The organism is Pontibacter sp. LHS2 (assembly GCF_058932845.1).
In genome coordinates this window covers 470,241-491,471 of the sequence record NZ_JBZYWG010000004.1, presented here as the reverse complement: position 1 = coordinate 491,471, position 21,231 = coordinate 470,241, and the positions used below count along the sequence as shown (strand labels likewise).

Here is a 21,231-nt window from a genome sequence, read left to right as displayed (position 1 = left end):
GTCTTTCATCAAGAGATATACAGTATTAAATTATCTTTAGACCTCTAACTTTTTCTATTTTCTATGCATAAATTTTACGTACTCGTTGCAGGGCTATTTTTGCTTTGCTCTATCCCTGTATTGGCACAAGAAGGATCCTCCTCCCCCTCCGCCAAAAGAAAGTTTACCAGCATTAAAGTGGGGCCAAGCCTGACAACCTTATCTCCCAAAGGCGAGCCTTGGTTTGGCGGACAGATAGGAGTCCATGCAGGCATATCTTATCTTACCATGGAAAAAGACTGGTTAGGCATACAACTAGAGGCTCAATACTCTTTGCAGGGAGCTAAGATCGACAGGGGCCATCTCTTACTACATTACCTGAATATCCCAGTGCTTGCGAAGGTCTTTATTGCCCCCCGTGTGAGTTTACAGGGTGGTGGCTATGCAGGGCTGTTGCTATCAGAGCGCTACGAATTTGAATCCTACCACTCTAGACCCAATATGAAAGGTGCAGATCATGGTCTACTTTATGGAATCACCTTTGGGAATGAAGCTAAACTTACAGGCAGCCTCCGCCATCAGCTAGGCCTTGCCAATGTCATACATGCTAAAAACCAAGTATTCCAATTATCCTTAGCCTACTGCATCAGTAGCAAATAGTGTTATTAAAGCTTCGTTTTTGGCTAGAAATTTGCTATCATTCAATAAGATAAATTCCTAATAAATAGCCTTATGCGATATATATTTTTAGCCTTGCTCCTGCTAGGCTTTGCGGCCCCTGAGGTGCGTGCGCAGCAGGAGTTTGCCAACCTGGAGCTGCCTTTGCGCCGCGCCGAGGATCTGGTGTCGGTGGCTGATGGTGATGGTAACGTTTGCCTTTACTTTTTCCAGGGTGGCAAGCTGCACTTTAGCCTCGTCGATGCCAAAGGACAGACCATTGCGACACAGGAGATACCCTACCGTAACAGCCAACAGCCACAGGTGCTGGGTACTCGCGTGACCGATACCGAGTTTGTGTTTTACAGTCGCCATGTCAATGGCAACCGAGAGTTTGTGCGCCCCTTTGCCGTGAACAGGTATAGCGGCGCTTTCCGAAGTCTGCCTGATGTGCCGATCCGCCGTGACAGAAACGAGACGTTTGCCGGAGCTTTTGCAGATGCCTCTCACTTTTACATGCTCTACACTGACAAAAAGGACAACCTGATTCTGCACCGTGAACTGGATGAAAGCTATTATGAGAAAAAGACTTTCCAGATGTCGGACCTGCCACGCACACGTACCAGAAACGAGCGCCAGCAGGAACTCATCTTCGTGCACCCTGACCTGGAACGCACTGTGTTTGCCGGCCAGCACCGCAGCAAGATCTATACCCGTGGTGATAAGCTATACTTGGTATTCGACGGCTTCTCGCTGCGCGGTAAGAAGAATGAACTGACCACGGAGATTCTGACACTCGACTGGCCAAGCGGACAAACAGAGTACCGTACCCTGCCGTCGCTGACTGTAAAGAACGAGTCGAATTTCAACTCTTTTCTGCATGTCAACACCCTGTTCCGGGTACAGCTCGAGAAGGATGAGTTTACGCTGACAGCTTATGATTTCAACACCCTGCAGTCTATCAAGGAGTATAGGTATACGGCTGATCAGGACATCGACATCAAAGCCACGCCTGTGCACCAGCGGGGAGCGGGCGCCCTGTTCTCGTCTGGCAACAGTGTGATCGAGAAGACTTCCAAGGTGATGCGTAACCTGTCGAGTGGCAAGCCTGCCATTACGGTGGATGCCTTTAACGACAGCACGCTGCAGCTTACCATTGGTTCTTACCAGCCACCAAGCCGCCGGAACCTTAACGGCGACCCAACCAGACTGGTGCGCACGCCGGATCGCTTTATCCAGACTTCCCGCGGGCTATACCTGATGCCGGGCCGTTGGGTGCCTGCCTATACCTTGCCTTATAGCTATAGCATGTTCCCGCAAAACCGCTACTACTACGATCCGTTCTATAGCCGGAATGGTGAGCCGGTAGGCCCAGGCACCAGTACCTATTTCAGAGCTGTGCTCGACAGTGAAACACTCGACAAAGCCTTTGTAGCAAAAGACGACAGCACTGCCGCCACTGTGCAGGACAAGATAGAGGCCTACGAAGAAGAGTTAAAGCAGACGCCCGAGTACAAGACTTTGTACCGCTACGGCAACAACAAGCTGCACTATGGCTACTTCGATAAGCGTAGCAAAACCTTTAAAATACTGGAGTTCACCCAGAACTAGACCCAATAAAAAAGCTTCGCCGGGATCCGGCGAAGCTTTTTTATTTCTATACCTGTGGGAGCTTACAATCCCATCATTTTCTGGATTTTGGCCTGCACGGCTGGATCCTGCTGATAAGCCATCATGATCTGCTCGTAACGCTCCATCGACATACCGTCTTTCTGAATCGCAGTCTGCATGTTTTTCTCAATTTCAGGCTGCATTTCCATCATACGGCCAATCGCTTTATTAAAGGCTGCTTTCTCCTCTGCGGTACCTTCGGCTTCGGCCAGTTTCTGCTGCTGGTGCGCCTGCGCCAAGGTGTTAAACTTGTCAACGCTCAGCTTCTCTTCCTGCAAGATAACCAGCATGGCTTTTTCGCTTTCCTGTTGCAACTCCATTAGCCGAGTGCTGGCATCTACAAAAAGCTTGATATCCTGATCAGAAATAGCTTGTGTCTGCTGCTGCGGTGCTTTCTGAGGAGCAGCCTGCTGGGCAAAAGCACTACCACTAATTGTCACAAAGCCTACAACAAGTCCCGTCACGACAGTGACCTTCAGTTTATGGAAAATATTCATAAGATTCGGGGTTAAAAAATTTAGAATAATTGATAAAGAAAGGCAGGTTTTCTCGATTACCACTTAAACTATACCTTTTTTCAGGAAAATAGTTTTCGGCTGCCCCCTGCCTGCTGCTCTTAGCCCAATAACCTTGCCATAGGTTGCTATGGACTAATCATCCTAACAGAGGACGTCCTGGTGGTAAGTATTCATAAAACTTTACACAGTCCAATCATTGGATATTAATATATCTTATTATATTTATTGACTAATCTGATCACATGAAAAAACTCTACAAACTTATTGCCCTGTGCATGGGGGCTTTACTTGCAATGCCGGCTACGGCCCAAACTGATTACAAACCAGGCTATGTTGTAATGCCGCAAGGCGATACCCTGCAGGGGCAGGTGAGCTACCGCACAGACGTCCTTGGCAAAACGATCGGCTTCAGAAGGGACGGCCAGTCAACCGCTACCTCTTATACAGCCAACGACATAGCGGGCTACGGCTTTCCTGGCGACAGAAATTACCGCACCCGCACACTCGATCATGCCGACACCCTTGCTGCTGAGTATGTTTTTATGCAGGAACTGGTTCGGGGTACTATGAATCTTTTTGTTTATAAGAACACTTTCTTCGTCGAAAAGAATGACAACCCGGAAAAGCTGCACAAGCTCTACATCACCAAGGAAACATATGTCAACAACTATGGTGTAACGGCTCAAAGGGACATCAACCATCATGTCCGCATCCTGAACACACTTATGCAGGACTGCATTGCGATGTTCAACAAAGTGGAGCGCGTGAAGCTGGCTGAGAAAAACCTGGTCGATCTGGTGAAAGAGTACAACAGCTGCAATGGCGGCACTGATGAGCAAACTACCTTCAAGGAGTCGAAGAAGTGGCTTTCTGTCAGGCCTGGTTTTGTAGGCGCCATCAGCCATACTTCTCTTAACTTCTCAGCCACTGACGAAAGATACATCCACTTGGAAAATGCTGAGTTCAACACTAATACTAACCCTACTTTTGGTGTCGCGCTGCTACTCAACTCACCCCGTATAAACGAGAATATATCGCTATTTGTAGAGGGTCGCTATTTTAGTAACAGTTATCAGGCTGACCCCAGCTATGAATGGTTTGAGTCCTACTATGATAACAAAATCGATATCGAGCTTTCTGCTATTAAACTCACAACAGCTTTACGCTACGATTTTGCAGGTGAGACGCTTCAGCCGTTCGTTAATGCCGGTGGTTTTTTCAACATCTTCCATCAGCGCGACTATAAGCATACTCAGTATGTCAGAAGAACACAGAGTAGTACACCCACTGAAAGGAACCGTGATGATGAGAATTTCTTTGGTAAAGTACAGCAAGGCCTCATGGCAGGCGTTGGCACATATCTCAACTTAAGTAAGCACAGACTATCACTGGAGGCTCGCTACGAGTTAGGGCTGGATTTGCACGATCAAGCTGCCGTTAATAGAATTACCAATGCACTTGACTCTGACACAAGGACGCTGTCAGTTCTCTTCGGATTTTACTTCTAATTATACCTAATCAATCTTATACCTTCAAAGGTCGGGGCCATCAACGGCTCCGGCCTTATTTGTCTTTACTACCTATACCTGATCTTTTTATGAAACAATTTTTACTCGCCAGCCTGGCTTTGGTCGCCATTCTGACTCCATTTCATTCTACTGCCCAAACATTTCGGCCTGGCTTTATTGTAGAGGCCGCCGGCGACACGACCAAAGGCCTGGTTCGTTATCGGGAAGGCAAACTGAATAACAAAAGCTGTATTTTCAAAACGACGGAGGATGCTGATGCAACAGAATATTTTCCTACTAACATCCAGGCCTACGGAATAGCAGGTGAGGCTCCTTTTGTGAGCAAAGAAGTACCCGAAAAAGATGGCGCCTTAAGTCGTATGTTTATTGAAGTATTGGAGCAAGGAAAACTCATGCTCTATACTCAAAACAACCAACTATACCTGGAGAAAGAGGACAGTGGACTCAAGCACTTATACCTGCAGACAGATGATCAGGACATAACCATGCACATTGGCGAGCAAAAAACAGTGAATACCTCCACCCAGCACCTGATCCTGCTCAACTCGCTCACTCTGGATTGCCCGGTACCGGATAAGCTCATGCTGAAAGTACAGAGGCGGCTGCATGTGCCGGATGTAACGGCCATCGTTAGAAATTACAATCACTGCGCAGCACCAACCAGCACTATCTCTTACAAAGAAACGCAGTCATGGCTCAAAACAGAAATAGGCGTATTTGCCGGCGGCTACTCAACGGCGCTTCAGTTCAACCATAACACTACGATTCACTGGTTTAAAGGAGCGAAGATGCCTTCTTCAAACAACCTTGTATTCGGGGCTGTATTCAATTTTATCTCTCCGAAGAAGAGTGAACGCCTATCTGTGCAGATTGAACCTATGTACAGCAAGGAACACCACTCTGGCATCTTTGAATACCCGCGTGAAACTTATGTAATCAACGGAAACTACACCATAGACCTGGAGCGCTTGTCACTGCCTATCATGCTTCGCTACACTATTACCTCAAATGGTAGGTTCAGCCCTTATATTGGTGCGGGAGTAACGAATGATTACATACTGAGTGGTGATGTGAGTGGAACTCAAAAAACTGTATACCATAACGGTCTATCACAGGAAGGTGCTGTTAGAAGTACAGAAATCGGCACCACGTTCTCACATGCGCTTACAGGCGCGTTGGGCGTCAAAGCCCAGATAACGGACAGGCATTCTGCTTTACTGCAGTTTAGGTATGAACATGGCCGCTACCTGGCTACAGACCACAATAATTCAGATTCCAGAGCTTTTCTAAATGAGAACCACCAAGGTTTTTACCTGACTGCTGCTCTCTTGTTCAAATAAACATACCTTTTTTTTGCTATCAAGTGTGGTGGCTACACCTGCTGCGCTTGATAGCTTTTCAGCTTCTCTTTTTTAACAAGTTGCTTTTCCAGTAGTTTCTGTACCTCAGGCTTATCGTAGTCTTCTACGGACTGGATGTGCTTCATCACTTTTTTCATGATCTTGTCCTGCTCACGGCCTGTCTCCAAGGCATATGAGTAAGGCAGGTCAGTGAAGGTCACCATCGAGTAAAGCGGGATCCATTTGTCCGGGTACTGCTGGTTGATCTTGCCCTCGATCTTTTTGCGGAGCAGGAAGCGCGGATCGGCTACCTTGTCGCGCATCTCGATGAAGTTCATTACGGCCAGATCAGCGATGGCATCGGCATCAGGCTTACGTCTTCGTTCAAAGGCTTTGAACAATCTTTCCCAGTCGCCATCGAAGTTTTCGAGCATCTGATCCAGCACGGTAATATCCTCGAAGCCGGCGTTCATACCTTGTCCATAGAAAGGCACCACCGCGTGGCAGGCATCACCTATCAGCAAGGCTTTATTCTCAAACGACCAGGGAAAGCACTTTACCGTTACCAGAGAACCAATCGGGTTGGAGAAGTAATCTTCAGCCAGGTCGGGCATCAAAGGTATAGCATCCGGGAAAGTCTGTAGAAAGAAGTTGAGCAGGTCGTCGTCGGTTTTGATGCTCTCAAAAGAGAGCTCGCCCTCGTATGGAAAGAACAAGGTACAGGTAAAGCTGCCGTCGATGTTGGGCAGGGCGATCATCATGTAATTGCCGCGTGGCCAGATGTGCAGCGCATTCTTCTCCAGTGCCCAGCCACCGTCTCCGGTTGGCGGTATAGTCAGTTCTTTATAGCCGTACTCGAGGTAGTTTTGGGAGTAGTTGTAGCGCTCCGTCTTCTGCATGGCATTGCGCACCATCGAGAAAGCCCCATCAGCACCAAAAAGCAGTTCAGTCTGCAGTTCCTCCATTTCGCCTGTTTCGTGGTTGCGCAGTGTGGCTTTGCTCCCACGCAGGTCCAGGTCCAACAATTGCCGGTTGAAGTGATAGGAAATGTCCGGGTTTGGCTCTGACAGGTCCATCAGGGCAGCATTCAGGCCTCCCCGCGAAACAGAGTAAATAGCCTGTCCTTCCTTGCCATAGGGCTGAAAAGTCAGATTGCCTTGCTCGTCGTGCATCACGCGGCCATGCATGGGTATAGCCACCTTGCGCACCGCCTCCTCTATACCTATCCCTTTCAGCGCCTTGAAACCGCGATCGCTCAGGGCAAGGTTGATCGAACGGCCACCATCGATTAGCGTCTTGCGCATGTCCGGTCGGCGCTCGTAGATGTCCACTTTGTGGCCACGCTTGGCCAGGTATAGCGACAACAGCGACCCAACCAGTCCGGCGCCCATGATGGTGATGTTCTTTCTCTCGGTCATAGTTTTTCAGGCAAGGCTTCTTGTACTGTAAAGAAACGTTTTACAATCGGGAAAGGCAATATTCCGGCGGCAATATACCTTAGTCCACAATAGTACGGAAAGTAAGGTTAATGCGTGGTGCCGTGGGACGACTGGTTTTGGGAAGTTGGTGCTGCCAGTGCTGCTGTGTGTTACCCTGCATGAGCAATAAACTGCCGTGCTGCAGCGTGAGCTTTACACCAGGCAGGTCTTTGCGGCTGCGGTGGCGAAAGGCAAAGCCCCGCTCCCCACCAAAACTGATGGAGGCTATACCTGGCGCAAGTGATTTTTCGTCATCGGAGTGCCAGCCCATGCTGTCTTGCCCATCGCGGTAGTAGTTAAGCAGCACACTGTTATATCTGTCGCCAGAGGCGGCCTCTACTTTCTCTTTCAGTTCCATCAGTATAGGTAACCATGGCTGGGGGGCATTATAGAGGCCTGAATAGGTATAGCCTTTGTCACCGTACCAGGCGGTGAGTCGCGGCAGGGGCAATTGCTTGCCGAACATTTTGATTTCCTCCTGTTGCCAGGCCACTTCCTCTGTCAGGCGCTGCAGGTAGAGGTCGCTTTCTTCTTTCGTAAAAAAATGTGGCGCATAATATACCTCTGCCTCGGGCATCTCGAGTTTGATAAAGCTATCGCTACGCTGCACCATCTTCTTTTCCAGACTTGTCTCCGTCGCTAGTATTCTCTTGCACCCCTTCTTCTTTTTCGTCCTTCTCCACTTTGTGGCTAAACATTTTGGCAACCTTTTTTGCAGAATCTTTATAAGGCTCCAGAATGTACTCAGCTCCTTCCTCTTTCAGTATCTGCACCGCCGCGTCGTTTTTTGCAGTCACGGCAATACGTCCATCAAAATGCTGATGCCCCAGCAATTTTATTAGGGCAATGTTTACTTTCACATCCGATATGGTACTTATGACATTCGACACCCGCTTCACAGGCAGCACGTCGGCCAAGTCGGGGTCTTCAGCGTCGCAGTACACGGCATTCAGGTCTTGCTCCTTCCAGTTGTTCACCAAAGCAGGATCTATGTCAGCGCCAATGTATGTCAGATCCTTCTCTTCCAAGGCAGCAGCGATACGCTTGCCATAACGCCCCAAACCAAAAACAAGCACATCCACTTTTTCTCCATCGTCATCAAGTTCCTTTGGCTGAGAAGGCTTCTTCTTTTCAAAGATACCCAGCATCGGCGAGAGCAAGTCAAAGAGCTGATCTGAGAACATGATCATGTAAGTGGAGAGTGTAATCGTGATAAGACCGACCAAGGTGACCAGCCCGAGTGTTTCTTCGTCGATGTGGCCTACGTCCATACCCATGTTGATGAGAATTAGCGAGAACTCACTGATCTGGGCTACGGTGAGACCCGCCTTAAAGGAGGTGCGCTTATGGTAACCCATAATACCCATAATGATGAGCACAATGATGGGATTGCCGACCAGCACAAATACAGAGAAAATAACTGATGGCACAATCTGTTCGCCCATCAGACCCAGATCAAGCTGCGACCCCAGATTCAGAAAAAAGAACAGTAACAGGAAGTCGCGCACACTGGTCAGGCGGCCGCTGATGACTTCGCGGTATTGCGTAGAAGCCAGCGATATACCTGCCAGGAAAGCACCCACCTCTTTACTGAAGCCCAGGAAATCGCCCATCGCAGCCAACAGAATGGCCCAACCAATGGAAAACAGTACCAGCAGCTCCTGTGAGTCGGCCAGTTGCTTGGTGAGGCGTGGTATCACATACTTCATCAGCACGGCGATCACAGCAAACATGGCGATGCCCTTGCCAAACACAAAGAGCAGGTCCATACCTACCGAGCGTTCCGACTCAGCACCCAAAGCCGAGAGCACGATCATCACAATCACCACCACGATATCCTGCACAATCAGGAAGCCAAGTGCAATCTGCCCGTGCAGCATGTCGATCTCTTTTTTGTCGGAGAGCAGCTTCACAATGATAATGGTACTCGAGAACGTGAGTGCCACGGCCACATACACCGACTCCAGCCAGCCGAAGCCCAAAGCCCAGGCAATGCCAAACCCGAAAACAGAGGTAAAGAGCACCTGCCCCATACCTGTCATCAAAGCCACTTTGCCCGTCGACTTGATCAGGTTAACATCCAGTTTGAGGCCCACGACAAAGAGTAGAATCGCGATGCCCATCTCCGCGAGCAAATCTATTTCGTGTTCGGAGTTGAGGATGTTGAGCACCGAGGGGCCTACGACTATACCCACTGCGATAAAAGACACAATGAGCGGCTGACGTAGCATACGCCCGACAGCACCTGCTATGGTAGCCAGAAAGATTATAAGAGCAAATTCGTAAAACTGGTTATCAATCAGTTCAGCAAGATCCATAGTTTATTTCTTTAGAATGATGCTTTAGCAGCATCATAATTATTTCAGGTATACGGCTGTCATCTAAGCTAATTGGCTGTTTAGAGAAATCATGTTTCCTCTGGTGTCTCATCAGGGGCAAGTGGCTCTATACCTTCTTTCCTCCGCTCCACATCCAGACGCCGCATGGCCCTGGAGGCCGTTACACCGTGCAGTATGATAGAGATCATCACAATGAAACCCACGACAGACCAAAGCTCGTTGACCTCCTCAAAGTCGTACTCGTTCAGCGCGAATGACAGGTAAAAAAAGGAGCCTATGCCCCGTATGCCAAAAAAGCTGATCGCGACCTTTTCCCGCATAGTGGAACGTGTGCCGATCAGGCTTGGCAGCGTGCTGAGCGGCCTGATGATAAACAGGAATGCCAGGCCAATTAAGGCGCCTTTCCAGGTAAGGTGGTCCAACAGCCCTGACACAATACTACCTCCGAACAGCATAAGCAGTATCACCATCACAATGCGCTCGATCTGGTTGATGAAATCATGCATTTCGGTATGGTACTCGTCTTCCTCTTCGAAGCTGCTGAAAGTTAGTGCGGTTACAAATACGGCGATAAAGCCATAACCGTGTATAAACTCTGTAAAACCGTACGATACCAGCGTAGCCGAGAGCGCTAAGAAGCCGTCGCTTGCTTTTGGGAAACTCGATTTCCTGGGCAGTGTGAAGACAAGATAAGACAGCACCCGGCCGATGGCGTAGCCCATGCCTATTCCTGCTGCAATACGATAAATCAGGTCGCGCAACAACCATTCTGTAAACCAGTCTGGGTTAGTGCCCGCCGATACGGCCAGCACTATGGCTAGCCAGGTGAAAGGAAAAGCCGACCCATCATTCAGGCCCGCCTCTGACGTAAGGGAAAACCTTACCACATCTTCTTCTTTGTCATCTGGGGGCCCCACCTGTACCTGTTCGGCCAGCACCGGATCAGTAGGCGCCAGCACCGCCCCCAGCAGCACAGCGGCTGCCACAGAAAACCCCAGAACACTCCAGCCTAAGAAAGCGAGCGCCCCAATACACAGCAACATGGTAATGCTCACCAACCGGAGCGGAATACGCCAGAGTTTCAGGCCAAACTTGCGCCTTATCTTAAGACCAGTGCCCATCAGTGAAATAATCACACTTAGCTCGGTAAGGTGTACGGCGTAAGTTTCTCCTCTGATAGGGTTCGGTGAAGGCAGATCGAAAGGCACCCAGTACACGAACATCCCTACTAGCAGAAACAAGATGGGATAGGACAGAAAGGTGCGGCTAACCAGTCGCGGAATCCAGGCCATGGAAAGAGACGCCACCCCCACTACTGAAATAGCAATTATATATTTATCCATCCTGTAGTTAGATTTCCGACCCGGATTAAGCTTTTATAATAAAATTGAGTTATCGCATCACACCGTTAAAGTGTGAGAACAATAGGCATACATCTGAGTAGGCCCCTTTGTTGCGTCTGCAGATGATGGAGCTTATACTAAACCATGAGCAAGCACATAAGTTGCATCCGTTTTGGTTTGCCATTAGCGACGCTAAGAGCAAAACCTGCCGGTATCTGTGACGTGCCAAAACACAAGTCCGCCTCCTCTCTGTCAATCCTGTGTTTGGCCAGTTGCAGCTCTCTTTTGAAGCAGGAGGGAAAGTCGACCAGTACGATAACCCGTGTTTTCATAGCAGGAGGTTCTGGGTTATACCTGCGCCGGATCAGGCGTCTACACCTACAGGCCATGAAAAAATACGGCCTCTGTATCATGTCATCGGTTGTCATTCTAAGCGTATATTTGTAGCTTTCTGCTTAAGCATAAATTCATATTGGAAGCATTAGAAAATTTTTTAGTCTGGTTTAGTGACGCCGCCTGGGGCATGCCTTTGTTGATTCTCCTGATGGGCGGCGGTTTCTACTTTATGTTTTACTCGGGGTTTCTGCCCTTCCGTTACCTGCGCCACGCCATTGATGTGCTGCGCGGTAAATACGATGATCCCAATGATCCGGGCGACATTAACCACTTTGAAGCCCTTTCAGCAGCTCTGGCGGCAACCGTAGGCATGGGCAACATCAGTGGGGTGGCTGTGGCTATTGCCATTGGCGGACCGGGCGTACTGTTCTGGATGTGGGTGAGCGCCTTTGTAGGTATGGCTACTAAGTTCTTTACCTGTTCGCTGTCGGTGATGTACCGCGGCCACGACAGTGTAGGCCACCTTGAAGGAGGCCCCATGTATGTGATCGAAACCGGTCTTGGCAAGAAATGGAAACCACTGGCAGCTTTTTTCGCTGTTGCCGGCTTGTTTGGAACGCTGCCGATCTTTCAGGCCAACCAGCTCACACAGGTAGTCCGCGAAGTAGTGCTGGAGCCTAACGGCTTCACTACCACCGACCTGTTCTACACCAACCTCACCATCGGGCTTGTGCTTGTGTTCATTACCTCTATGGTGATTTTCGGGGGTATACAGCGCATCGGTCACGTGGCGGGCAAGATGGTGCCTGGCATGGTGATACTTTACATGCTAGCCGTGTTTTATATCATGATCGTGAACTACACCGCTATACCTGACGCTTTCGCTCTGATCTTTAGAGACGCTTTCTCAGCCCAAACTATGTTGGGTGGTGCTGTGGGGGCTATTATTATTGCAGGAGCTCGCAGGGCGGCTTTTTCCAACGAAGCAGGTATAGGCACGGCCTCCATGATGCATGGTGCCGCCAAGACTGACGAACCAATCCGTGAAGGCCTGGTAGCCATGCTTGGTCCCTTCATCGACACCATTGTGGTGTGCACACTCACAGGTATGGCCATCATCTTGACCAACACCTGGCAAACCAGCGATGCCAGCGGCGTAACGATGACGGCTGCCGCTTTCAACAATGCCATGCCAGGTTTCGGTAGCTATGTGCTGGTGGTGTGCGTAATGATCTTTGCTTTTACTTCGCTGTTTTCCTACTCCTACTATGGCACCAAGTGCTTCAGCTACCTTTTTGGCGCGAAGTATAAGCACTATTACAACTACTTCTATGTAGCCACCATCGTGTTCGGCGCCACGGCCACCATCACAGCCGTTATCGCCCTGATCGACGGCATGTATGCCATGATGGCGATCCCTACCATGGTGTCGGCACTATTACTATCACCGAAGGTAATGGCTGCGGCCCGCGATTATTTTAGAAGGATGAGGGATTTCCGGGAAGAAACGGATAAAGTAAAAGAGATCAGGAGTTAAAAGAGCAGATCCTATCATAAACGACAAAGGCATGGTAAACCCCATGCCTTTGTCGTTTATTCCAAGCCCTTTCGCAACGACACGATCCGCTGCAGTTCTGTTTCGCTCTCCTGCCCTTCGGCGGCACTGTAAAAGCGTGTGGTTGGGTAAGCAAAGCGAATATCTGAAGTAGCTAAAAACTCGGTGAGTACGTCTTCCCATATCTTGTTCTCGCTCTCCCGGCGTCCGTTGAGGTTGCAGAGGTAGCGCACGGTGAGCTGTATGCCGTTCTCCTGTACCTTGGTGAACACACGCGGCTCAAAGCTTCGGTAAAAAATAAGGTGCTGCTGGGCCTCGATGCGCACGCGCTGCTCCAGCTCACCCGTTAACTTCTCTGAGTGGCGCCCTCCGATCTCTTGCAGGATGGATTTGGCTTTTTGCCAGTTGCTCTCAAACGTGATCCGCACCTGCACCTCGTGCCACAGAAAAGGGAAGCCATAATTGTAATTGATCTGCCCTTGTGTGAATACCTGACTGTTGGGAATATGCACCACGCGACCAGTGGCCTGTTCAGAATCTACCCACTCTCCTAGTTCGTTGATGGTGAACTGGAAGAAAGCAATATCAATCACGTCGCCGGTATACTGGCCTACCTTAATGCGGTCGCCTACCTTGAACGGACGCTTCCAGATGAGGAACACCCAGCCCATCATGTTCAGGATCGGGTCGCGGAGCACCACCACCAAACCTACTGAGAAGATACCCAAAAAGGTGGTAATGGACCGAAAGCCGTCGAACCAGATGTTGGCCAGAAAGATGATGCCCAGCCCCGTCACGACGTAATTGGTCGTCTTCTTCCACTGGTACAGCTTGCGGGAGTCCGTCTGCTGCCGCGAGGCCAACCGTAACAGCACCCGGCTGATGATCCACAGCACCAGCAAAGTCACCAGCGACTTCACGATGTTCTCCTGTATGACAGCCGACAGGTTGAGGTTCTCTTCTATCCAGTATTCTATCTTGCGCATATCGCTTTATTATTCAGGCTAAAGTCGTAAAAAGGATGCTCTTTCTCAAGCTTCCTGTCGGGCGGCTTCCAATTGTTTTATACGCCACGGGCTGCCTACAATCCATAAAATGTCGCCTTCTTCTATCACCAACTCTGAGTCTGGGTTGAGCATGCGTTCGCCGTGTTTCTCTATACCTACAATCAGGCCTTTCGTTTTCTCCCGAACCCCTGATTCCCGCACGGTCTTGCCGAGCAACATGGATGCCTCCGACACGACCAGTTTCTGCAGACTGACTTCTTCTCGGGTCGCCTCGCCATTCTGAGCACGTATACTCTTCTCGTTGATAAAATCCCGAAAGGCCTCGATCTGATCATCTGTGCCGAATACGTAAATCTTATCGCCGGGGAATATGCGTTCATTGCGGGTTGGGGCCATAATAGTACGGTCATCTCGCTCAATTACCGCTACGTTCACGCCATACATTTCACGGATTTGCAGTTCCATCATGCTTTTGCCTACCACTGCTGCATTGGGCGACACTTCAAAGCTGATCAGGTGGGCATCCCAGGGAACAAGCGTATGCGTCATTTTGCTAGCCGCTTCTATCTCGCGGGCGTTCAGGTTCGACATAAACCGGTCTTCGATGCGGGTATAGAAGTTCTGAATATGCCGCGAGAAAACCACCAGCAAACCAATAATAAACAAGCTGCCGACAATGGCCACCTGAACCGAGAGCACCTGGTTGAGCAAAAAGCCGATGAACAGAATGGCTATACCTACTCTGGTAAACTCCAGCACTATAATCAGGCTGCGGTAGTTACGGTTGGCCCAAATCCGGCCCTGCGCCTCCTTTTGTGGGTGGTATACGGCCATGGCCCACAGAAAGGGCGCCATAAATACCAGCGTAATGGCCACGGTAGTGATGCCGCCCCACACGCCGTTGATAAAGTTTTCGGTGATGAACGGGTATAGGAAGTTGCCCGCCGCCAGCACAATCGCAATCAGGATGACCGAGTAGACCACCAGGTTGATGACGTAAGACCGCAGCAGGATTTTCCAGTCGCTGGCCGTGCTGATGGTCTGGGCGCCGGAGCTATACTCGTTCAGCGACTTCTTCCACCTATCGGGCAGCATACCTTCCACGGAGCGGTGCAACGGGTCCGCCATCTTAATCATGTAGGGTGTGGTGAAAGTGGTAATAGCCGAGACAGCCACCGCTACCGGGTACAGGAAGTCGCTGGTCACGTTTAGGGTAAGACCGAGTGTGGCGATGATAAAGGAGAACTCACCGATTTGCGACACGCTCATACCTGACTGAATCGAGGTTTTGAGCCCCTGCCCCGCCATCAGGCCACCGCCTGTGATGCTCAGCATTTTACCAACAATTGTCACGACTGTGATCAGCGCAATCGGCCCGGCATACGCCACAATCATAGCGGGGTTAATCAGTATACCTACCGACACGAAGAAAATGGCCCCAAACAGGTCTTTCACAGAGGTCACCAAGTGCTCAATTTTCTCGGCTTTGGTGGTTTCAGCGAGGATGGAACCCATGATAAAGGCACCTAACGCCGGCGAGAAACCAACCTGAGCGGCCAGTATCACCATCAGGAAACAGAGCGCAATGGAGACGATAAGCAAGGTCTCGTCGTTCATCAGTTTGCTGGCCTTGCGCAAGAATGTAGGTATAAGAAAGATGCCCGCCAGGAACCACACCACCAGGAAGAAAGCCAGCTTTAGCACCGCCTGTAGCATTTCGGTGCCTGCAAACTGCTGACTCACGGCCAGGGTCGAAAGCAGCACCAACAGCAAAATCGCCACCAGGTCTTCTACAATCAGCACCCCGAACACGAGCCCTGCAAAGCGTTGCGACTTTACGCCCAGTTCGTCGAAAGCCCGGATGATAATGGTGGTAGAGGAGATGGAGAGTATACCGCCGAGGAACACACTGTCCATGGTGCTCCAGCCCAGCATTTTGCCTGTGAGGTAACCCAGCAGGAGCATGACGATTACTTCCACGCCCGCCATGATAGACGAGGCGCCGCCTACTTTCACCAGCTTCTTAAAGCTGAACTCCAGCCCAAGGCTGAACAGCAGGAAAATCACGCCGATTTCAGCCCAAACATTGATGTTCTCTACCTCGACGATGGTCGGAAACAGGTTGAAGTGCGGCCCAACCAGCAAGCCCGCAATGATGTAGCCCAGCACAAGGGGCTGTTTGAGTTTTTTAAAGATAAGTGTTGTGATACCGGCAGCGCCGAGTATCAGCCCCAAGTCCATTACTAAGTGGGGAAGGTGTGTCATATTGAATTTGTTTTACGCGTCAAAGTTTAAGAAAAAAGGCAGTTTTACTCCGCTGCCGCAACAGGCGCTATATTGGTCGATACGGCAAACACCAAAAACGATAGTACGAGCGTAGTGCCGTAAACAACTATTGTATGGCCTCTGGACTTCTTGCCAGTATACCAAAAAAGGCCAAGCCGCGGGTATACCAACCCTGTCAGCAGGCCCAGTATGGAAAGGAAAGATATAAGTACTGAAAAATTAGCCATGATACCATACATGTATTGAAATGATTCAGAACAGCTCGTCTATACCTTGCTCGAAACAGGTACAAAAACCGCTCAATCATGATGCTGAAAATCTGAAAAGGATAGGGACAGCTAAGCGAGAAAAGGAGGCTATACCTGCCTGAGGAGTGGGGGCCATTTCATTCTATTCTTTGCATCCTGCAAGGAGCTTGGTAAAAGCAGCCAAGGCTTAACATCTGGGGTAGAGCCCCCTGTCAAACAGTTTTCTTAACAGAATGCCAGTACGTTTTGAATGTGCTTCACTAAAATAAATTGGCCCTGCCGCCTAAGGAGCGTTGGGCTGTATGGTAATGGGGAAAAGCTGCGCTATCAGTTCGGCTCCCGCAGCATGGGGTGCCCTGTAAGGTATAGCATCGAGAGGTGGCACAAAGGCGAACAGCTGAAGCACGCATCTGAGGGCTTGGTGCGGGCTCAGCACGATGGCTGGAGTGGTGTTGGCATCTAGGAAAACCTGCACAGCCTGTTGCTTCACACCCGACTCGCCTTGTTCACCTGCCACGGACTTTAGACGCGACGCCACTTCTGTAACCGAACCTTTTACCAGAAAACTGTAGACGGCCAGCTCGTGCCCGGGCAAGGTAAGCGCCCAGAGCAGCATCACCCACATGAGTGGGTATTGGAGGCAGCGTCTGATTGTTCCGGTAATGGCCATATCAAACAAATTTAGCGCTTTTGGGGCAAAGTGCAGACAGTAAATCCTTAAAAAGGCTCAGGTCACTTCGTAGCCCAGCACTTTATTCACGTGTGTGAGTTCTTCGTCGTTGTCGGTCATGACGTAGAGCACGTCTTTGGGCTCCAGTACAGTAGCACCGTTCGGCGTCACGAATTTTCCGTTTCGGTTGATGAGCACAATCAGGGCCCCTTTGGGGAAACGCAGCTCTACGAGCGACTTACCCGCGGCTGGCCCATGCTCGGGTACTTCTATTTCGGTGAGTTCGTTTTTGAGGTCGTACCCCATCTCGATATCGAACTGGTGCTTTTTGAGTTTTTTCTCCTGTTCGCTCAGGTTGAGCCACTTGGCCACAGGCGTAAGGGTAGTGCCCTGCAGCATAACGGAGGTGAGCACAATAAAGAACACAATATTGAAAATCATCTCCGACTTGTCTATACCTGCCAGCAAGGGATAGGTAGCAAACACAATCGGCACGGCACCCCGCAACCCTACCCACGACACGTACAGTTTGTCTTGCACGGTATTCTTAAAGAATGCCATGCTCAGGAAAACACTGATAGGGCGGGCCACGAAAATCAGGAAGAGCGAGATAAGCAGTCCGACTCCAATCACGGGCAGCATGTGCGAGGGGAATACGAGTAAGCCCAGCGTGAGGAACATCAGGATTTGCATCAGCCAGGCCACGCCGTCGTAGAACTTGGTGAGGCTGCGCTTGTGGATGAAGTTGCGGTTACCTAGAATCACAGCTGCCACATACACCGCCAGAAATCCGTTGCCGTTGATCAGGTTGGTGAAGGCATAGGTGAAAATAACCATCGCCAGTGTGAGTGCCGGGTACAGCCCTTCCTGTTCGAGCTTGATGCGGTTGATGACCCAGACCATAATGCGGCCCATCAGAATACCCATCACAGCACCAATGGTCATCTGCAAAAAGAACATCGGCACCAGCTGCCAGATTGAGGCCCCTTCGTTCGTAATCAGAAACGTGAAACTGACGGTGAGAAAGTAAGCCATTGGGTCGTTACTGCCCGACTCGAGCTCAAGGGTAGGCCGCAGGTTGTTTTTGAGGCCAATGTTTTTGGAACGCAGGATGGAGAACACCGCTGCCGCGTCGGTTGAAGAAACAATGGAGCCCAGCAAAAGCCCTTCGAGGATGGTGAAATCGAGCACCAGAGTGGCAAATAGCCCCGTGAGCATGGCTGTGATGAAAACGCCAGCCGTTGAGAGCGTCACACCCCGCCATAGTACTGGTTTTATACTTTCCCAGCGCGTATCCAGACCGCCCGAAAACAGGATGATGGTTAGGGCCACAGAGCCCAGCGACTGCGCCGACCGCGCATCATCGAAGTGAATATTGCCTATACCTTCAGAGCCTGCCAGCATGCCCACCGCCAGAAAAAGGATAAGCGCAGGTATACCAAAACGGCCCAGGCTCTTGCTGATGATAATACTCAGGAACAGCAGGATGGAAACGCCAAGCAATATGTCTTCGATGGTGAATCCCATAAGTCTAAGTTAGGAAGCGCCTTGCATATGCGAATAGAGCGGAGAAGTGACCATGTTGTCTCCCCTCCGCCCTACTGTTTATACCTATACCTACTAAATGCTGCTTGGGTTAGCAGTGCCCTTCCAGGCAAGCGTGTAATATTTCAGAGAAGCGGTACACTTCTTCAAAGCTGTTATAAAGCGGCGTTGGCGCGACACGAATCACGCTCGGCTCGCGGAAGTCGACGATGATACCGGCCTCCATCAGTTTGTCGAACAGCTCGCGGGCATTTTGCTTTACAAGGAGCGAAATCTGGCAGCCGCGGGCCTGCGGGTCGCGCGGCGTTATCATGTCGAGCACGTCTTTGCTTACCTGTACATCGTTAATCAGAAACTCCAGATAACCCGTTAGTTTTTCGCTCTTGGCGCGCAGGTTCGCCATACCTGCCTCGTCGAAAATCTCCAGCGAAGCGCGGTGCACGGCAAAGTTAAGTATCTGTCCGTTGCTCAGTTGCCAGCCCTCGGCACCCGGCATGGGTTTAAAGCCTTTTTTCATCTGGAAACGCTCGCCAGCATCGTGGCCCCACCAACCGGCGAATCGCGGCAGGTCCGGGTTGTTGGCGTGGCGCTCGTGCACAAATGTGCCCGCCGTACCACCCGGCCCTGAGTTGAGGTACTTGTAGGTACACCACACGGCAAAATCTACGTCCCAATCGTGCAGCTGCATGGGCACATTGCCCGCGGCATGCGCCAGGTCGAAGCCCACTACGGCCCCCACTTCGTGACCAACCTGGGTGATGGCCTGCATGTCGTATACCTGTCCGGTGTAGTAGTTGATGCCGCCCATCAGCACGAGTGCCAGTTCGTCGCCGTGCTCGCGTATGGTCTGCAAAATATCCTCGGTGCGCAGGGTATGTTCGCCTTCCCGCGGGAAAAGCTCCACAATGGTCTCCTCCGGAGTATAGCCATGGAATTTCACCTGCGTTTCGAGCGCATACTGGTCTGATGGGAAAGCACCACCTTCCATGATGATTTTGATGCGCTTGCCCTCTGGTCTGTAGAACGACACCAGCATCAGGTGCAGGTTCACGGTAAGCTGGTTCATAATCACCACTTCCTGCGGCTTGGCTCCCACCACGCGGGCAGCGCCGTCAGTCAGGAACCGATGGTAGTTGAACCATGGCTCTTCGCCTTTAAAATGCCCTTCTACAGCGTAATTGGCCCACTTATACATCTCGTTGTCGATGTACATCTGTGCCGACTTCGGCTGCAAACCAAGGGAGTTGCCACAAAAGTAAATGGCGTCCTGCCCGTTTACCTGCGGGAAGTAAAAGCGGTCTTTGAAATGCTTAAGCGGGTCGAGGTTATCTTGTTCCTGCGCAAAGGCAAGGCTATTTTGATAGTTCATTTTTCTGGTGCGGGTACGTTCTTTTCAGGCTGAACAACAGCACTGTTACTTTGTTTGTAATGCGAAGATAGAAAATAACTACGGCAAAGTTTAATGAAGCACCCGCTTAGAAAAGCTAGTATGTTCGCCAGTTAGTTTTTCCAAAATCATACTTGAAGCCAAACGTAAACGATTTGGGCAAGTTTCCGAAATCAAGCAGCTGATTGATCTCTCCATAAACAGCCATCCTTGGCATCGGCCGCAGTTCAAGCCCTATACCTGGATTTAGAACAAGCAATGATGTGAAGCCATCTTCATTCAACTCACTGTCATGAGTATTGTAGACAGCGTAGCCTATCTCCCCTATTGGCACTTGAAAGTAAACATTGTATTTTTCTCCTCTCTTGAATGCCCACTCATACCTTATCCCAAGTCCGTATAACCGAGCACTTTCATCATCGATTCTGGTATGGAGATAATCAAGTGAAGTTTTCAGGGAATGACGGCTGTCTCTTGAAAAGTAATACTGGAGGCCCACCATGCTGCCGAAAGCGTTAATGGAAGCAGGTATATCTTTAGGAACTCCTAATCGGCTATGTTGTGCAAAAAACACCCAATTAGGCTCCTTTTTAGCTTCATCGCCAATCACCAGATAATCTGTCCCTTCTCCTTGATTGTATGCATGGATCACCTTTACCAGGCTGTGCTGTTGGAGGGTGACTTTAGGCAGATCCTGTACTAGATCAAACCGGTCTTGCATGAATGCCCCCAGGACAGCCAGGTACTGGTTATCTTTTCGCATGTATTGCTTCTGCTCATGCTTTTCATATACCTTGTTATTCTCAAGTCTGTAAAGCGCGCCATCTTTGGATGCATAGAAATGTTCCGCCGCATTATCCTCTCTGACGAAAAGAGAAATCCGGGAAGACTCTATCAGCACCTTTAGCACTACATAGATGCTATCGCCACCTGACTTATATGGTTTGACTACGAATTTCTCTCCATTGTTAAGTTTGACTTCATGCACCTGTCGCGGTGCCAAAACTTGCTTTACACTTTGCTCTGAGTAGTAAATGATCTCTTTGGGCTGGTCATAGAAGTGAGTGATAGAGCCAGTCAGTACATCCCCGGTCGAGAGGGTTATTTTGCCTTGCTGGTTTAAGACTTGCCCGAAGACAATTGTAGGAAAGAATAGTAAGAAGAATAAAAGTTTGAGTTTCATAGAAGCTACTAATAGTATAATTTTTGGTCTATAAATATAAGCTGATTATCCTAAATTATACTAAACTCCTCCTACATCTTTTGTTATATATTTTATATTAGTGGCAGTAGCTCAAAAATGAAGATTGAACAGCATGAATGGACACAGGAAGTGCCGCTTT

At 49.9% G+C, this 21,231-nt stretch carries 17 protein-coding genes; 5 read left to right on the top strand and 12 right to left on the bottom strand.

The window, feature by feature from the left end:
* The first annotated feature begins 63 nt into the window (after positions 1 to 63).
* Complete coding sequence (locus tag AC5FX6_RS20045) at positions 64 to 639, top strand: porin family protein (RefSeq protein WP_493598736.1); 576 nt, start codon at positions 64 to 66, stop codon at positions 637 to 639.
* 72 nt (positions 640 to 711) lie between these two features.
* The gene (locus AC5FX6_RS20040; protein WP_493598735.1) at positions 712 to 2,247 is read left to right on the top strand and encodes a hypothetical protein; all 1,536 of its coding nucleotides are present in this window, start codon (positions 712 to 714) and stop codon (positions 2,245 to 2,247) included.
* A 62-nt stretch (positions 2,248 to 2,309) separates the two neighbouring features.
* Here the strand turns inward: AC5FX6_RS20040 and AC5FX6_RS20035 are convergent, their stop codons facing one another.
* The gene (locus AC5FX6_RS20035) at positions 2,310 to 2,804 is read right to left on the bottom strand and encodes a DUF4168 domain-containing protein (protein ID WP_493598734.1); all 495 of its coding nucleotides are present in this window, start codon (positions 2,802 to 2,804) and stop codon (positions 2,310 to 2,312) included.
* A 263-nt stretch (positions 2,805 to 3,067) separates the two neighbouring features.
* Between AC5FX6_RS20035 and AC5FX6_RS20030 the strand changes: the two genes are divergently transcribed.
* Both AC5FX6_RS20030 and AC5FX6_RS20025 read left to right on the top strand, forming a co-directional pair.
* Positions 3,068 to 4,333: a porin family protein gene (locus tag AC5FX6_RS20030; RefSeq protein ID WP_493598733.1), complete on the top strand. Its 1,266-nt coding sequence runs from the start codon at positions 3,068 to 3,070 to the stop codon at positions 4,331 to 4,333.
* Between the two features lie 89 nt (positions 4,334 to 4,422).
* Entirely contained in the window at positions 4,423 to 5,694 is a 1,272-nt protein-coding gene (locus AC5FX6_RS20025) for a porin family protein (RefSeq protein ID WP_493598732.1), read from the top strand.
* A 32-nt stretch (positions 5,695 to 5,726) separates the two neighbouring features.
* Here the strand turns inward: AC5FX6_RS20025 and AC5FX6_RS20020 are convergent, their stop codons facing one another.
* The 4 genes from AC5FX6_RS20020 to AC5FX6_RS20005 form a co-directional block, all read right to left on the bottom strand.
* Positions 5,727 to 7,112, bottom strand: a complete 1,386-nt coding sequence (locus tag AC5FX6_RS20020; RefSeq protein ID WP_493598731.1) for an FAD-dependent oxidoreductase — start codon at positions 7,110 to 7,112, stop codon at positions 5,727 to 5,729.
* Positions 7,113 to 7,191: 79 nt separating this feature from the next.
* Positions 7,192 to 7,785, bottom strand: coding sequence for an alpha-ketoglutarate-dependent dioxygenase AlkB family protein (locus AC5FX6_RS20015; RefSeq protein ID WP_493598730.1), 594 nt, complete (start codon positions 7,783 to 7,785; stop codon positions 7,192 to 7,194).
* Positions 7,772 to 9,490, bottom strand: a complete 1,719-nt coding sequence (locus AC5FX6_RS20010) for a cation:proton antiporter (RefSeq protein WP_493598729.1) — start codon at positions 9,488 to 9,490, stop codon at positions 7,772 to 7,774. Before AC5FX6_RS20010 ends, AC5FX6_RS20015 begins: the two co-directional genes overlap by 14 nt.
* 89 nt (positions 9,491 to 9,579) lie before the next feature.
* Complete coding sequence (locus AC5FX6_RS20005; RefSeq protein ID WP_493598728.1) at positions 9,580 to 10,854, bottom strand: cation:proton antiporter; 1,275 nt, start codon at positions 10,852 to 10,854, stop codon at positions 9,580 to 9,582.
* A gap of 472 nt (positions 10,855 to 11,326) precedes the next feature.
* Here AC5FX6_RS20005 and AC5FX6_RS20000 point away from each other — a divergent pair, with 472 nt between their 5' ends.
* Positions 11,327 to 12,727 (top strand): alanine/glycine:cation symporter family protein, encoded by a 1,401-nt coding sequence (locus AC5FX6_RS20000; protein ID WP_493598727.1) that lies wholly within the window; start codon positions 11,327 to 11,329, stop codon positions 12,725 to 12,727.
* Between the two features lie 56 nt (positions 12,728 to 12,783).
* Here AC5FX6_RS20000 and AC5FX6_RS19995 read toward each other — a convergent pair whose 3' ends face one another.
* The 7 genes from AC5FX6_RS19995 to AC5FX6_RS19965 form a co-directional block, all read right to left on the bottom strand.
* Positions 12,784 to 13,731, bottom strand: coding sequence for a mechanosensitive ion channel family protein (locus AC5FX6_RS19995; RefSeq protein ID WP_493598726.1), 948 nt, complete (start codon positions 13,729 to 13,731; stop codon positions 12,784 to 12,786).
* Between the two features lie 45 nt (positions 13,732 to 13,776).
* Complete coding sequence (locus AC5FX6_RS19990) at positions 13,777 to 16,017, bottom strand: monovalent cation:proton antiporter family protein (protein WP_493598725.1); 2,241 nt, start codon at positions 16,015 to 16,017, stop codon at positions 13,777 to 13,779.
* 44 nt (positions 16,018 to 16,061) lie between these two features.
* Positions 16,062 to 16,265 carry a hypothetical protein gene (locus tag AC5FX6_RS19985; protein ID WP_493598724.1) on the bottom strand — a complete coding sequence of 68 codons (204 nt, stop codon included), beginning with the start codon at positions 16,263 to 16,265 and terminating at the stop codon, positions 16,062 to 16,064.
* 304 nt (positions 16,266 to 16,569) lie between these two features.
* Positions 16,570 to 16,956, bottom strand: a complete 387-nt coding sequence (locus AC5FX6_RS19980; protein ID WP_493598723.1) for a hypothetical protein — start codon at positions 16,954 to 16,956, stop codon at positions 16,570 to 16,572.
* Positions 16,957 to 17,013: 57 nt separating this feature from the next.
* A complete protein-coding gene (locus AC5FX6_RS19975; RefSeq protein ID WP_493598722.1) occupies positions 17,014 to 18,483 on the bottom strand; it encodes a potassium/proton antiporter in 1,470 nt (489 codons plus the stop codon).
* A 109-nt stretch (positions 18,484 to 18,592) separates the two neighbouring features.
* Positions 18,593 to 19,870, bottom strand: a complete 1,278-nt coding sequence (gene kynU, locus AC5FX6_RS19970) for a kynureninase (RefSeq protein ID WP_493598721.1) — start codon at positions 19,868 to 19,870, stop codon at positions 18,593 to 18,595.
* A gap of 115 nt (positions 19,871 to 19,985) precedes the next feature.
* Entirely contained in the window at positions 19,986 to 21,071 is a 1,086-nt protein-coding gene (locus tag AC5FX6_RS19965; protein ID WP_493598720.1) for a hypothetical protein, read from the bottom strand.
* Positions 21,072 to 21,231 lie beyond the last annotated feature (160 nt).

Bases quoted from the DNA above. Each gene is read 5' to 3' on its own strand.
- AC5FX6_RS19985 (WP_493598724.1), bottom strand. From the start codon at position 16,265: ATGGCTAATTTTTCAGTACTTATATCTTTCCTTTCCATACTGGGCCTG.
- AC5FX6_RS20035 (WP_493598734.1), bottom strand. From the start codon at position 2,804: ATGAATATTTTCCATAAACTGAAGGTCACTGTCGTGACGGGACTTGTT.
- AC5FX6_RS20030 (WP_493598733.1), top strand. From the start codon at position 3,068: ATGAAAAAACTCTACAAACTTATTGCCCTGTGCATGGGGGCTTTACTT.
- AC5FX6_RS20015 (WP_493598730.1), bottom strand. From the start codon at position 7,785: ATGGTGCAGCGTAGCGATAGCTTTATCAAACTCGAGATGCCCGAGGCA.
- AC5FX6_RS20005 (WP_493598728.1), bottom strand. From the start codon at position 10,854: ATGGATAAATATATAATTGCTATTTCAGTAGTGGGGGTGGCGTCTCTT.
- AC5FX6_RS20010 (WP_493598729.1), bottom strand. From the start codon at position 9,490: ATGGATCTTGCTGAACTGATTGATAACCAGTTTTACGAATTTGCTCTT.
- kynU (WP_493598721.1), bottom strand. From the start codon at position 19,870: ATGAACTATCAAAATAGCCTTGCCTTTGCGCAGGAACAAGATAACCTC.
- AC5FX6_RS19990 (WP_493598725.1), bottom strand. From the start codon at position 16,017: ATGACACACCTTCCCCACTTAGTAATGGACTTGGGGCTGATACTCGGC.
- AC5FX6_RS20045 (WP_493598736.1), top strand. From the start codon at position 64: ATGCATAAATTTTACGTACTCGTTGCAGGGCTATTTTTGCTTTGCTCT.
- AC5FX6_RS20040 (WP_493598735.1), top strand. From the start codon at position 712: ATGCGATATATATTTTTAGCCTTGCTCCTGCTAGGCTTTGCGGCCCCT.
- AC5FX6_RS20025 (WP_493598732.1), top strand. From the start codon at position 4,423: ATGAAACAATTTTTACTCGCCAGCCTGGCTTTGGTCGCCATTCTGACT.
- AC5FX6_RS19995 (WP_493598726.1), bottom strand. From the start codon at position 13,731: ATGCGCAAGATAGAATACTGGATAGAAGAGAACCTCAACCTGTCGGCT.
- AC5FX6_RS19980 (WP_493598723.1), bottom strand. From the start codon at position 16,956: ATGGCCATTACCGGAACAATCAGACGCTGCCTCCAATACCCACTCATG.
- AC5FX6_RS19965 (WP_493598720.1), bottom strand. From the start codon at position 21,071: ATGAAACTCAAACTTTTATTCTTCTTACTATTCTTTCCTACAATTGTC.
- AC5FX6_RS20020 (WP_493598731.1), bottom strand. From the start codon at position 7,112: ATGACCGAGAGAAAGAACATCACCATCATGGGCGCCGGACTGGTTGGG.
- AC5FX6_RS19975 (WP_493598722.1), bottom strand. From the start codon at position 18,483: ATGGGATTCACCATCGAAGACATATTGCTTGGCGTTTCCATCCTGCTG.